The following is a 12,854-nucleotide window of genomic DNA, read 5'->3' on the forward strand; positions in this document are numbered from 1 at the left end:
TTATTTCACCAGATCCTGATAAAGAGAAAGCAGCTGGGTTGAGAGTCGCTCGCTGGTGCAGGCCATAATGCGCTCGCGGGCGTGACCGCCTTGCGCGGAGCCCAGCGCGCGCGCGGGCAGGGCCATTACCGCCTGCTGTAGCGCCGGGATATCCAGAGCGTCGCAGACGTAACCATTGTGGCCGTCGACGATAAACTCCGCCCCGCCGCAGCCGGTAGTGGTGATCACCGGCAGACCGCAGGCCATTGCCTCGAGGATGACGTTGGGGAACGGATCGTAGAGGGTGGGCAGCAGCAGACCATCGGCCATTTGATAGAAGGGCAATGTCTCCGACTGCATGCCGAAGAAGCGCACCCGCGCTTCACAGTTCAGGCTCTTCGCCAGCGCCTGATAGCGCGGCTGATCCTTATCTTTGCCGACCACCAGCAGGTAGCGATCGGTGGGAGCGATGGCGCGGATCGCCGCCGCCAGCCCTTTACGTTCAAAGCCGGAGCCGACGTAGATCAGGCAGGTCGCCTGCAGCGGCAGCTGCCATTTGGCGCGTAAGGCGGCAAAGGTCTCTTCGTCTGGCGGCAGGAAGCGCTGGTTGTCAATGGCGTTGTAAATAACGTGGATCTTCTCCGCCGGCAGGCCAAAGTCTTCGATAATCTCGCGCTTGATCATCTCGGCGTTGCAGATCACCCCGCGCAGGTGTGAGTCTTCATACATCTCGCGTTCCGCCTGCATGACGTAGCGGTGGTAACGGTCGGCGAACAGCAGGCGGCTTTTCCAGGCCGGTAAAATGCGCGAGCGCTGCTGCAGCCAGCGGCGATGAACGCCATCGCCAGCGCGGTAGAGATCGCAGCCGGGAATACGTTCATGGCTCTGCACCAGGTCGAAGGACTCGCGCTGCCAGAGCGCGCGCGCGGCGTTGGCAAAGCCGCGCTCGCGGCTGATGCGCCCCCATTTACGTGGGTTACAGATATGGATCTGCCAGTCCGGTTTCACCGGCCCCTGCCATTCGCGGGTGATGACGTTCAGTTGCAGATGACTGCTGTCGAGGGCTTCCAGCGCGCGGGAGACAAACCGTTCTGCGCCGCCGTCCGGGCGGTACTTCTGCCGCACCAGAGCCAGCCTGAATTTACTCATGCCAGTACCTTTTTCGCCGCCGCGATCACGGCGTCGGTAGGAATTAAATCAAGATAACGTTCGTCGGTGTTGGTGTTGATAGCGTCCGGATCGGGCAGCGGACCGAAGTCGCCGGCCCAGATCACCTCGCCTTTCGCCTGCCACGGACGCCAGAAGGTCAGCTTCGAGGGGCCGAACAGGGCGACCAGCGGAGTGCCAAGGGCTGCAGCCATATGCATCGGCACCGAGTCGACGCCGATAAACAACCGGGCATGATCGATCACCGCCGCCAGCTGGCGCAGCGTTAACTGGCCGGCTAAAGAGTGTAGTCGCGCCTGCGGGCAGCCGGCGATGATGGTATCCACCATCTTCTTCTCTCTAGCATCGGGGCCGGAGGTGAGCACCACCGCGTATCCTTCGGCGGACAGCGCGTTGATCAGGGCGCTCATCCGATCTTCGCGCCAGCATTTAAAGAACCAGCGCGACGTCGGCTGGATGACGATGTAGTGTTCCCGGAAGTCCTCCGGCAGCAGGGCGCGGCTGGCGGCCCAGTCTGCTTCGCTGTAGCCCATCCGCGCCGGCGCTTCGTTCAACTGGAGACCGAGCGGAGCGAGAATAGAGAGATTCTGCTGTACCGTATGCAGCTGGTTGTGCTGTTGGGTGGAGGCCAGCGCGGTGTGGCAATAGCGCCAGACCGGGTGGCGGCGCTTCGGAAAATCAAAACCAATCCGCGTCGCGGCGCCGGTCAGTTTGCTGATAACCGCGCTCGGCCACTGGTCGGCCAGGTTAAGCACCATATCGTACCGCTGCTGGCGCAGCGTCTGAATGAGCTGCCATTGCATCTTCAGCTGATACCTTTTTCCCTGCTTTTTCCAGCGGCGATCGAGACCATAAATATGGTGGATATCGGGGTTGGCTGCGAGCATATCCCGGGTCTCTTCATACAACAGGACATCCACGCTGGCGGCGGGGTACTGCTGTTTCAGCGCGTGAATAAGCGGGGTGATCAGCAGCATGTCGCCATGATGGCGCAGCTTAATGACCAGGATCCGCGCCGGGTTCAACGGGCCGCGGGAGAGGGTTTCAGGCGTCATACTCTGTTCTTCATCCAGGATAAGGGTTCCGATTCTAGGGGATCAGACAGATTGAGAGAAGCGTTGTATTGCTCTACCATGACCCGATACGTATGGCCTGAGGACGTTTTCGTGCACAATCCCGCATTTCTCATTACGATTGATACAGAGGGCGATAACCTCTGGCAAAAACATGACAGCATCACCACCGAGAATGCGCGTTATCTTCCGCGTTTTCAGCAGCTTTGCGAAAAGTATGGCTTTAAACCGGTCTATTTGACCAACTATGAAATGGCCATCGACCCCTTTTATATCGAATTCGCCAGAGACGTGATTGCCCGCGGCACCGCGGAAGTCGGCATGCATCTGCATGCGTGGAACAGCCCGCCGACCGAGCCGCTGACTGCAGATGACTGGCGCCATAAGCCTTATCTTATTGAATACAGCGACGCTATGATGCGTGAGAAGGTCGACTATATGACGCGTCTGCTGGAGGATACCTTCCAGACCAAAATGGTTAGCCATCGCGCCGGGCGCTGGGCTTTTGACGAGCGCTATGCGCGTCTGCTGGTGGAATACGGGTATCAGGTGGATTGCTCGGTGACCCCGCGGGTGAACTGGAAGACCGCCAAGGGGGCGCCGCAGGGCGATGGCGGGACCGATTATCGCCGCTTTCCGCAGCATGCCTATTTCCTCGATGAAAATGACATCAGCCGCGAGGGCCACTCGCCGCTGCTGGAAGTGCCGATGAGCATCCAGTACAAGCACTCAGCGTGGATGAACAGCGTGAAGCAGGGCTACGACCGCCTGCGCGGCAAAGTGCGATCCCCCTCCGTACACTGGCTGCGACCGATGGGCGGCAATGTGGAGACGATGAAAAAAGTCGTCGAACAAACGTTGACGCAGGGCAATGACTACGTGGAATATATGCTCCACTCTTCAGAGTATATGCCCGGCGGCAGCCCCACGTTCCAGAATGAACGGGATATTGAGCGTTTATACGCTGACCTCGAAGCCTTTTTTAGCTGGCTGGCGCCGCAGGTGAAGGGCATGACGCTGGCAGAATATTACCAGCGGAAAATTACACAGCGCTAACACAGCTCAAGGTACCGTATGCGTATCCTTAAACAATTAACGCGGAAAAAGAATGCTTTTTTCCGCGGCATTAAATTTAATTTAATTAACTATCGATACAGAAATAAGCCGGCGCGTAAAGCCTTCGACCCAGCGGCTGTGCGCCGCGTGCTGCTATTGCGTCTGGATGATAAAGTCGGTGATATGGTGGTCACGACCGGCTGCGCCAGAATACTGGCCGAACGGGGATATCAGGTTTCGGTGTTAACCGGACCAATATGCAGCGAAATATTAGCAGGCTCAGAATTCATTCAGCAAGTATATTTATATCGGCCTCGCATGTCCTTAAATACGTTGCGGGCGGCGGGTTTTGATGCGGTTATCGATTTTGATGACGTGACCAGCTATGAACGCTTTAAATTACTCGCCGATTTACGGGCGACCAGCGTGATTGGTTTTAATAAAGAGCCCTATAAACTTTACGATCACTCAATCGCTTTTTTTGACGGCAACAGCCATATTTCCCTGCGCTATAAGCAGGTGGTGAAGCTGTTTGGCATCGTTGACGACCGCCCGTATCACTATCATCTCCCCGGCTGCCGCCATGAGCGGGAGAAAGTGGCCCGCTTGCTTTCTCAGGCCGGAGAGGTCGAACTGCGTATCGCCATTAACCCTTTTACCGCCTCCGAGGATAAAGACTTCTGTCGTCACCAGGTGGCGACCCTGGTCGAGCGGCTACATGCTCTGCCTTACCGGGTCTGTATCGTGATGGTGGGGCGCAGTGAAAAAATCCGCCAGCTGGGGCTGGATATGGCGCTGTACATCGCCGACAGCACCATCAACTCCGCCGTAGAAGTGATCCGCAGCTGTGATTTAGTCATTACGCCGGACACCTCGATCGTGCATATTGCCCGGGCTTTCGATAAGCCGATGGTGGCGGTCTATAACAAACGCAAACTCAAGAATACCGGGCTGCCCGGCTATCACATCTGGGCGCCGGGCTATGACAAGGCGAAGCAGATAGTCTGTGAAGAAGCGAATGTCGCCGATGTGGCGATTGAGTCGGTGTGGCCCGTGATTAAAGAGCAGGCCGACCGGCTGGTCGCCGCCCGCAGTTGATTTAAAAAGTTAATATAAAAAGGGCCGCTGACGGCCCTTTTTGTTAGCGTTTTTCCGCCAACCCTTTGCTGAGCGCAATGCCCAGCGGCAGCCAGAACAGCACCCAGGTTTCCCGGGGATTGCTGATGATAAACATCCCCTGCGAGGCCATAAACACCAGCGCGTAAAACAGGATCGCCAGACTGTAGCGGCTGTCGGTATGGCGCTTGCGCCACGCCTGCCATAGCCCGCAGGCAATGATCGCCAACAGCAGCAGTAACCCCACGATGCCGCCTTTCAGCAGGGCGCCCATATACACACTGTGGGTGGTGGTGATGTGCTCGCCGCTGTAGTTGATGAAATCCAGTTCATAGCTGAAACCGCGCCCCAGCCACGGCTGGCTGGCCATCTCCGACAGCGTATGGTGCCAGATGCTCAGGCGCAGCCCGCTTTGGGTGCCCAGCTCCTCGAAACGGGCGAGCAGCATGTCGCCCACCGGCGTCATGACCAAAAGCAGCGCTACCAGCACGGCCAGCGCCGCGGCGATCAGCAGGTTGCGGCGGGTGAAGACGTGCAGGTGCAGCGTACAGCCGACCGCCAGCACCAGGGCGATGATCGGCCCGCGGCTTTGGGTGAGCAGCAGCATCACCAGCATGATGACCACCGGCAGATAGAGCCAGTGGCTGGCTTTTTCTTTCAGTAGCATGCCGCAAATTAAAATGCCGATGCCGCAGTAACCGGCAAGGTCGATAACGTTCGTTGGTCCGGGGTTCTCGGGGGAGACCGCTCGTTCGGTGAGAACCAGCGTATGGTCGATAATCAGCGTCCACAGGGAGAGCACGGTGATCCCACCGACCACCGCCAGCATCGCCAGTCGGCGGGTTCGTCCGTCCCTGAGCAGCATCGTCATCAGCAACAGATACCCGGTCAGATACACGCCGTGGGTGATCGGCGAGTCAATATGCTGCGGCGTATGGCCCCACACATTACTGAGGGCGTAATAGATAAAGAAAGCCGCCAGCAGCGTCCAGGTCTGCCACTGCTCGCGTAACACCCCGGCCAGCGCCTGGCGGTTTTCCTGGCGTACCAGCGACAGCAATAGCAGCAGGATCGATAAATGCAGCAGATTATTGGTCCGGGTGGACATGCAAAAAATCGCGCTGAAAAATAAAAACAAAGGAAAGACAATCGAGTAACCCTGTCTGGCGAAGTTACTCACTTTTAAAGTACTCATTAAACGCAACCTTTTCGAAGATAGTATCCGGCACAGCGCTTTCTGGGGAAAAATTAATCACCCGAATCTGGCGTTGCTGCAGTACCTGCGCGGCATGCGCAAAGGAGGGCATGACGAGGGTATCCACTTTTGTTGCCAGGTAAGAAGGCAATTTTTCTTGTTGTGTTTCGTAGAATCGCGGCTGGTTAAAGTTGGTCATATCCAGGCCGCTCACCAGGATAGTATTGAAGCCCAGCCAGGCGAGAATTTGCAGCGCCCAGTAGACCACCGTGCCGGCATCAAAGATGCCCTGGCGAATATCGGTGCTAAAACAGATATCCGGGCGCTGAGGATGAAAGCACATCGCCGCATTCTGCTGGTAAGTGCGCTTTATCGCTTCGCTGGCGACTTTCGGCTGGTAAATCTTATAGCAACCGTCCTCAATCAACGCCAAACGGCAGCGCAGCGCGTCCCCATAGCGATCGACGATTTTGGCGATCCCGTGCATGGTGGTGAACAGCAAAATATCCGGCTGGCTGACAATGGCGCGGATAATGTCCGGCTTCTTATCGAAAAATTCCATGTCGACGATGGTATAGAGTGAAAAGTGCAGCCGGTCGGCAAGATGCCAGGCGCCATTGACGCCCATCACCGGGATCGTTTTCGACAACAGGGAAAAATCGATATTGCGGGTTGAGGGGCCGGTGGCGGTCAGCAGGACTTCGCCCTGCATACTGTTTTTCAGCGCGCTCAGGCTGACCAGCGGCACCGTTTTCCCTTTATAGCGTAACGCGCTGATTTCGCCGCTTGGCGCGCGCGTAATACGGGTAAAAGGCCACAGATTTTCATTGTGGCGATACGCGCGAGGGCGCGTATAGCGGTAGATCTGCTTAAACAGGGATCCCATCAGAGCAGCCCCTGATTTTGCAGGAGAAGATGAATCCGGCTGGCCGCAATATCGCCGGTGCTGGCGCTGTTTTCCGGCCGCACGATATGCTGGTTTTTACCGTATCCGCCAATCAGCCCCGGGTCGGTCGGGCCGTAGAGCGTAAAGTTCGGTTTATCCAGCGCGGCGGTCAGATGGCTCAGCCCGGTATCGACCGAGACGACGGCCCGGGCGCCGGCCAGAACCTGCGCCACCTGCTCAAGGCTCATGCGCGGCAGCACTTCGACATACTCCCGGCCTTCCGCCAGCCGCTTCGCCCGCGCCTCTTCGTGCGGGGCCCCCCACGGCAGCTTAATGTGGACGCCGCTGTCGGCCAGCAGATCGAGAAGCTCCTGCCAGCGGGTTTCCGGCCAGTGCTTATCGTCGCGGGTGGTGGCGTGCAGAAACACCAGATAGGGCGCGGCAGCGCTAGCCTCGTGCTGCAGGAAATGGCGCGCAATGGCGTAATCCCCCTGGGTCTGGGGTTTCGCGTAGCCAAGGCTTTTGGCGAACAGCTCACGGGTACGCTCCACCGCGTGCTGCTGTTTCGCGATATGGTGGCGGCGGTTGTAAAACAGGCTCGCCAGCGGCTCGCGGGCCGTTTGCCAGTCCATACCGTGCTTGACGCCGTGCGCCAGGCGAGTAACCAGCGCGGCGCTTTTTACCAGCCCTTGGGCATCGATGATGGCGTCATACTTTACCGCCTGAACGGCCTCGCGAAAGGCTTGACGCTCGGCTTTGATCGGCGCGGAAAACCAGGCTTTGCGCCAGCGGCGGATCGCCACCGGGATAACCCGCTCGACGCTTTCATGCCAGGAGGGGATCTGCGCGAAACCCTCTTCAACCACCCAGTCGAAGCGGATGCCGGGGATAGCCTGCGCGGCGTCGGTTAGCGCGGGCAGCGTGTGCAGCACGTCGCCCATGGAGGAGGTTTTAACGATCAATACCCGCATCCGTTACGCTTCCTCGTGCTCGGTTTTTTCCGCTAACAGTTCGTTCAGCTCTTGCAGGACGCGTTCTGGGGTGATGTCGATCAGGCTCTGATGATAGCCTTCGGCGGCATCGCCTTTGCGCACCTTGTGGTAGCCGGTAATCAGACGGATAACCCGCGCTTTATGCGACAGCGGCGGGGTAAAGTCCGGACTGCTCGGGCCATACAGCGCCACCAGCGGGCGGTCCAGCGCTGCGGCGACGTGCATCAGCCCCGAATCGTTAGTCACTACAGCTTTACAGGCGGCGATCAGAATGACCGCCTGCTCCAGCTGGGTTTCACCCGCCAGATTACGGCACCAGGCCTGCTGCTCGCTGCTGAGGGCGGCGATGATCTCTTTGCCGGCCTCGTTATCTTTCGCCGAGCCGAAAAGCGCAATCTGATAGCCATCGTCGATAAGCTTTTTCGCCAGCGCAGCATAATGATAGTGCGGCCAGCGTTTGGCCGGGCCGAACTCCGCGCCGGGGCAGAAGCCGACGATCGGCCGATCGTTGGACAGGTTAAAGGCGCTGCAGGCCTGCGACTTTTCCCCTTCGTTGACCTGCAGCTGCGGCCACAGCAGCGGCTGCGGCAGATCTTTGGCGCAGCGCATCACGCCGTTGTCGTAGGCCAGCGCCACGTAGCGTTCCACCATCAGCGGCCAGGCGTCTTTGTCCAGCACTCGGGCGTCGTTGAGCAGGCCGTAGCGCATCTCGCCGCGCCAGCCGGTGCGCAGCGGGATATTGGCAAAGAAAGGGACTAATGCCGATTTAAACGAGTTCGGCAGCACGTAAGCGCGATCGTAGCGACGCTCGCGCAGGCTGTGGCCGAGCTTGCGGCGTTCGCCGATAGCCAGCGCGCCGTGACCCAGCGGCATCGGGATCGCTTCGTTCACTTCCGGCATGCGCGAAAGCAACGGACGGCACCAGGCTGGCGCCATCACGTCGATAATCGCCTGGGGATAGCGCGCCCTGAGCGTACGATAAAGACTTTGCGACATCATCATGTCGCCCACCCAAGACGGGCCTACCACCAATATTTTCATGCTTGTTTCTTACGCGTCGCGGTTTAGCCAGGCCATATATTCCGTTACGCCTTCGGCAACGGTTTTGAACGGTTTGTCATAGCCCGCTTTGCGCAGGTTAGTCAGATCCGCCTGAGTGAACGCCTGGTAGCGGCCTTTCAGTTTGTCCGGGAACGGGATGTACTCGATGCTGCCTTTTTTGTGGTACGCCAGGGTCGCATCGGCGACGGCCTGGAAGGATTCCGCACGGCCGGTGCCGAGGTTAAAGATGCCGGAAACGCCGTTTTCCCAGAACCACAGGTTGACGTCAGCCACGTCGCCCACGTAGACGAAGTCGCGCTTGAAGCCGTCGCTGCCTTCAAACAGTTTCGGGCTTTCGCCATTATTCAGCTGGGTATTGAGGTGGAAAGCGACGCTCGCCATGCTGCCTTTGTGGCCTTCGCGCGGCCCGTAGACGTTAAAGTAGCGGAAGCCGACGATCTGCGAATTGGCTTCCGGCAGGATCTGGCGGACGTATTCGTCGAACAGGAATTTGGAGTAGCCGTAAACGTTCAGCGGCTGTTCGTACTCGCGGGACTCGATGAAGTCGCTGGTGCGTCCGCCATAGGTGGCCGCGGAGGAGGCGTACAGGAACGGGATTTCGCGCTCCAGGCAGTAGTGCAGCAGCTCTTTGGAGTACTGATAGTTGTTGTCCATCATGTACTTGCCATCCCACTCGGTAGTGGAAGAGCACGCGCCTTCGTGGAAGATTGCTTCGATTTCACCGAACTCTTCACCCGCCATAATCTGGATCAGAAAGTCTTCTTTATCCATGTAGTCAGCGATGTTCAGGTCAACCAGGTTTACAAACTTGGTGCCGTCTTTCAGATTGTCGACAACCAGAATGTCGGTGATGCCTTTGTCATTCAGCGCTTTAACGATGTTGCTGCCGATAAAGCCTGCGCCGCCGGTAACGATGATCATAACTGTACCTTTGAAGTTGAGAGCCCGGAGACAATCCGGACATGAATGCTCTTATCATATCACCACATGAGCAAGCCTACAGCCATTCGCAGAATAAGGTGCTGGGCTGACGTGATTTATGCTGCAAATAATTCATTCAAGCCTGCATCATCTCGTATCAGCGTATAGCTTTGGGTAATATGTGCCAAATTTTGCCGAATCTGGAGAGTTGCAATGCGTGGTGATTTCTACAAACAGTTAACTAGCAATCTGGAGACCGCTCGGGCCGAAGGGTTGTTCAAAGAAGAGCGCATCATCACCTCGGCGCAGCAGGCGGACATTACCGTCGGCGACAGCCACGTGATTAACTTCTGCGCCAATAACTATCTGGGTCTGGCGAACCACCCGGAACTGATTGCCGCGGCGAAATCCGGCATGGACAGCCACGGTTTCGGGATGGCCTCGGTACGCTTCATCTGCGGCACCCAGGATACGCATAAGCAGCTGGAGAAGAAGCTGGCCGATTTCCTCGGTATGGAAGACGCGATCCTCTACTCCTCCTGCTTCGACGCCAACGGCGGCCTGTTTGAAACGCTGCTCGGCCCGGAAGACGCCATTATCTCCGACGCCCTGAACCATGCCTCGATCATCGACGGCGTGCGTCTGTGTAAAGCGAAGCGCTTCCGCTATGCCAACAACGATATGCAAGAGCTGGAGGCGCGTCTGAAAGAAGCTCGCGAGGCCGGCGCGCGTCACGTGCTGATCGCCACCGACGGCGTGTTCTCGATGGATGGCGTGATCGCCAACCTGCAAGGCGTTTGCGACCTGGCGGATAAATACGATGCGCTGGTGATGGTCGATGACTCCCACGCCGTCGGCTTCGTCGGCGAAAACGGCCGCGGCTCCCACGAATACTGCGATGTGATGGGGCGCGTCGATATCATCACCGGCACGTTGGGTAAAGCGCTGGGCGGCGCCTCCGGCGGCTACACCGCCGCGCGCAAAGAGGTGGTTGAGTGGCTGCGCCAGCGCTCCCGTCCGTATCTGTTCTCCAACTCTCTGGCGCCGGCCATCGTGGCCGCCTCCATCAAAGTGCTGGAGATGGTTGAAGAGGGGGCAGACCTGCGCGATCGCCTGTGGGCTAACGCGCGTCTGTTCCGCGAAAAAATGACCGCGGCAGGCTTCACGCTGGCCGGCGCCGACCACGCCATCATTCCGGTGATGCTGGGCGAGGCGGTGGTGGCGCAGAACTTTGCCCGCGAGCTGCAGAAAGAAGGGATCTATGTCACCGGCTTCTTCTATCCGGTGGTACCGAAAGGCCAGGCGCGTATTCGCACCCAGATGTCGGCGGCGCATACTCCTGAACAAATTGAGCGTGCGGTGGAAGCCTTTACCCGCATCGGCAAACAACTGGGCGTCATCGCCTAATAAGGGTATGAGATGAAAGCGTTATCCAAACTGAAAGCGGAAGAAGGCATCTGGATGACCGACGTACCGGAACCGGAAGTCGGCCATAACGATCTGCTGATTAAAATCCGCAAGACCGCCATTTGCGGGACCGACGTGCACATCTACAACTGGGATGAGTGGTCGCAGAAGACCATTCCGGTGCCGATGGTGGTCGGTCACGAATATGTCGGCGAAGTGGTGGGGATTGGTCAGGAAGTGCGCGGCTTTAAGATTGGCGACCGCGTCTCCGGCGAAGGGCATATCACCTGCGGCCACTGCCGTAACTGCCGCGCGGGCCGCACCCATCTGTGCCGCAACACCATCGGCGTGGGCGTCAACCGCCCGGGCTGCTTTGCTGAGTATCTGGTGATCCCGGCCTTTAACGCCTTTAAAATCCCCGACAATATCTCTGATGACCTGGCGTCTATCTTCGACCCGTTCGGCAACGCGGTGCACACCGCGCTCTCCTTCGATCTGGTCGGGGAAGACGTGCTGGTTTCCGGTGCCGGTCCGATCGGCGTGATGGCGGCGGCGGTAGCGAAACACGTCGGCGCGCGTAACGTGGTGATCACCGACGTCAACGAGTACCGTCTTGAGCTGGCGCGCAAAATGGGCGTTACCCGCGCGGTGAACGTGGCCAAAGAGAACCTTAATGACGTGATGGCCGAGCTGGGGATGACCGAAGGTTTCGATGTGGGTCTGGAGATGTCCGGCGCGCCGCCGGCGTTTCGCAGCATGCTTGATACCATGAACCACGGCGGCCGTATCGCGATGCTGGGTATCCCGCCGTCGGATATGTCCATCGACTGGACCAAGGTCATCTTCAAAGGGCTGTTTATCAAAGGTATCTATGGTCGCGAAATGTTCGAAACCTGGTACAAGATGGCGGCGCTGATCCAGTCTGGTCTGGATCTCTCACCGATCATCACCCACCGCTTCGGCATTGATGACTTCCAGAAAGGTTTTGACGCGATGCGCTCCGGCCAGTCCGGTAAAGTGGTTTTGAGCTGGGACTAATCCCCCATGCTGGCGTAAAAATCAGCAAAAAAGGCGCCTGCGGGCGCCTTAATTTAGATTTGGATAACATTTTTAGCCTGCTTAATATTAAGCGCACAATTTCTACATCGATTTTACGGTTATTCGCTTATACAGTGTGTTTAGTCGCAGTTTAACTTTGTAACTATCATGCTTAAACTCTCCGTATGCTTACTGACCTGTAACTCTGCGCGCCTGCTGATGGAGGTGCTGCCGCCTCTGCTGAAGGTGGCCGATGAATGTATCGTCGTCGACTCCGGCAGTACCGACGAAACCGTCGCTATTTGTCAGCAGTTTGGTCTCACCGTCCATCACCATGCCTATAAAGCCCACGGCGCGCAGATGAACTATGCCATCGGGCTGGCCAGCCATGACTGGGTGCTGTGCATGGACAGCGACGAAATTCTTGATAATGACGTGGTGACGGCCATTCAGGCGCTAAAAGCGGGGGAGGAGCCTGACCCGACCTGCGCCTGGCGTCTGCCGCGCTACTGGTTTGTGCTAGGCAAACAGGTACGGACGATCTACCCCATTTCCTCACCGGATTATCCGGTGCGCCTCTTTAACCGCCAGCAGGCGCGGTTTAACGATCGGCCGGTGGATGACCAGGTGGTCGGACACGCGAGCTCCGTCAGGCTGCCGGGCTTCGTTCGCCACGATACCTTTTATTCGCTGCATGAAGTGTTTAATAAGCTGAACAGCTATACCACCCGGCTGGTGAAGTACCAGCAGATCAAACCTTCGCTGACGCGGGGGATCGTCAGCGCCATTGGCGCTTTCTTTAAGTGGTATCTGTTTAGCGGGGCGTGGCGCTATGGCAAGGTCGGCGTGGTGACCGGCCTGTACGCGACGTTTTACAGCTTTCTGAAATATTTTAAGGCGTGGTACGCCCACGAAGATAACCAGGCGCCCGTCGCGCAAAAGCGAACGGACCCCTGAGTAGT

Annotated in this window: 12 protein-coding genes; 5 read left to right on the forward strand and 7 right to left on the reverse strand. The window is 57.9% G+C overall.

Translation table 11 applies throughout. The annotated features are described in order from the left end of the window. Nucleotides 1–1,128, reverse strand: a complete 1,128-nt coding sequence (locus KB892_RS26335) for a glycosyltransferase family 4 protein (protein WP_002922496.1) — start codon at nt 1,126–1,128, stop codon at nt 1–3. Continuing rightward, complete coding sequence (gene rfaQ, locus KB892_RS26340) at nt 1,125–2,201, reverse strand: putative lipopolysaccharide heptosyltransferase III (RefSeq protein ID WP_002922495.1); 1,077 nt, start codon at nt 2,199–2,201, stop codon at nt 1,125–1,127. The genes KB892_RS26335 and rfaQ overlap by 4 nt, the downstream gene beginning before the upstream one ends. A gap of 111 nt (nt 2,202–2,312) precedes the next feature. Between rfaQ and KB892_RS26345 the strand changes: the two genes are divergently transcribed. Further along, entirely contained in the window at nt 2,313–3,275 is a 963-nt protein-coding gene (locus KB892_RS26345; protein ID WP_002922494.1) for a polysaccharide deacetylase family protein, read from the forward strand. 18 nt (nt 3,276–3,293) lie between these two features. Continuing rightward, on the forward strand, nt 3,294–4,373 hold the full coding sequence (locus KB892_RS26350) for a glycosyltransferase family 9 protein (RefSeq protein WP_002922472.1): 1,080 nt from the start codon (nt 3,294–3,296) through the stop codon (nt 4,371–4,373). Nucleotides 4,374–4,416: 43 nt separating this feature from the next. On the opposite strand, the gene KB892_RS26355 is transcribed toward KB892_RS26350, so the two are convergent. The 5 genes from KB892_RS26355 to rfaD are packed head-to-tail and all read right to left on the reverse strand — an operon-like array spanning nt 4,417 to nt 9,447. Continuing rightward, entirely contained in the window at nt 4,417–5,586 is a 1,170-nt protein-coding gene (locus tag KB892_RS26355; protein ID WP_004164973.1) for an O-antigen ligase family protein, read from the reverse strand. Next, entirely contained in the window at nt 5,564–6,472 is a 909-nt protein-coding gene (locus KB892_RS26360) for a sugar glycosyltransferase (protein WP_002922468.1), read from the reverse strand. Before KB892_RS26360 ends, KB892_RS26355 begins: the two co-directional genes overlap by 23 nt. After that, complete coding sequence (gene rfaC, locus KB892_RS26365; RefSeq protein ID WP_004152048.1) at nt 6,472–7,443, reverse strand: lipopolysaccharide heptosyltransferase RfaC; 972 nt, start codon at nt 7,441–7,443, stop codon at nt 6,472–6,474. The genes KB892_RS26360 and rfaC overlap by 1 nt, the downstream gene beginning before the upstream one ends. Before the next feature lie 3 nt (nt 7,444–7,446). Beyond that, on the reverse strand, nt 7,447–8,505 hold the full coding sequence (gene rfaF, locus KB892_RS26370) for an ADP-heptose--LPS heptosyltransferase RfaF (RefSeq protein WP_002922465.1): 1,059 nt from the start codon (nt 8,503–8,505) through the stop codon (nt 7,447–7,449). A 9-nt stretch (nt 8,506–8,514) separates the two neighbouring features. Further along, nucleotides 8,515–9,447, reverse strand: coding sequence for an ADP-glyceromanno-heptose 6-epimerase (gene rfaD / locus KB892_RS26375; RefSeq protein WP_002922463.1), 933 nt, complete (start codon nt 9,445–9,447; stop codon nt 8,515–8,517). Nucleotides 9,448–9,660: 213 nt separating this feature from the next. Here rfaD and kbl point away from each other — a divergent pair, with 213 nt between their 5' ends. The 3 genes from kbl (at nt 9,661) to KB892_RS26390 (ending at nt 12,849) form a co-directional block, all read left to right on the forward strand. Next, nucleotides 9,661–10,854: a glycine C-acetyltransferase gene (gene kbl / locus KB892_RS26380; RefSeq protein ID WP_002922462.1), complete on the forward strand. Its 1,194-nt coding sequence runs from the start codon at nt 9,661–9,663 to the stop codon at nt 10,852–10,854. Between the two features lie 12 nt (nt 10,855–10,866). After that, entirely contained in the window at nt 10,867–11,892 is a 1,026-nt protein-coding gene (gene tdh / locus KB892_RS26385; RefSeq protein ID WP_002922461.1) for an L-threonine 3-dehydrogenase, read from the forward strand. 219 nt (nt 11,893–12,111) lie between these two features. After that, complete coding sequence (locus KB892_RS26390; RefSeq protein WP_014343446.1) at nt 12,112–12,849, forward strand: glycosyltransferase family 2 protein; 738 nt, start codon at nt 12,112–12,114, stop codon at nt 12,847–12,849. Nucleotides 12,850–12,854 lie beyond the last annotated feature (5 nt).

Source organism: Klebsiella sp. P1927 (assembly GCF_018204675.1).
GTDB classification, from domain to species: Bacteria; Pseudomonadota; Gammaproteobacteria; order Enterobacterales; family Enterobacteriaceae; genus Klebsiella; species Klebsiella pneumoniae.

Excerpts from the sequence above, each read along its gene's own strand:
- KB892_RS26350 (WP_002922472.1), top strand. The coding sequence starts at position 3,294 with ATGCGTATCCTTAAACAATTAACGCGGAAAAAGAATGCTTTTTTCCGC.
- rfaD (WP_002922463.1), bottom strand. The coding sequence starts at position 9,447 with ATGATCATCGTTACCGGCGGCGCAGGCTTTATCGGCAGCAACATCGTT.
- KB892_RS26355 (WP_004164973.1), bottom strand. The coding sequence starts at position 5,586 with ATGAGTACTTTAAAAGTGAGTAACTTCGCCAGACAGGGTTACTCGATT.
- rfaQ (WP_002922495.1), bottom strand. The coding sequence starts at position 2,201 with ATGACGCCTGAAACCCTCTCCCGCGGCCCGTTGAACCCGGCGCGGATC.
- rfaF (WP_002922465.1), bottom strand. The coding sequence starts at position 8,505 with ATGAAAATATTGGTGGTAGGCCCGTCTTGGGTGGGCGACATGATGATG.
- kbl (WP_002922462.1), top strand. The coding sequence starts at position 9,661 with ATGCGTGGTGATTTCTACAAACAGTTAACTAGCAATCTGGAGACCGCT.
- KB892_RS26360 (WP_002922468.1), bottom strand. The coding sequence starts at position 6,472 with ATGGGATCCCTGTTTAAGCAGATCTACCGCTATACGCGCCCTCGCGCG.
- tdh (WP_002922461.1), top strand. The coding sequence starts at position 10,867 with ATGAAAGCGTTATCCAAACTGAAAGCGGAAGAAGGCATCTGGATGACC.
- rfaC (WP_004152048.1), bottom strand. The coding sequence starts at position 7,443 with ATGCGGGTATTGATCGTTAAAACCTCCTCCATGGGCGACGTGCTGCAC.
- KB892_RS26390 (WP_014343446.1), top strand. The coding sequence starts at position 12,112 with ATGGAGGTGCTGCCGCCTCTGCTGAAGGTGGCCGATGAATGTATCGTC.
- KB892_RS26335 (WP_002922496.1), bottom strand. The coding sequence starts at position 1,128 with ATGAGTAAATTCAGGCTGGCTCTGGTGCGGCAGAAGTACCGCCCGGAC.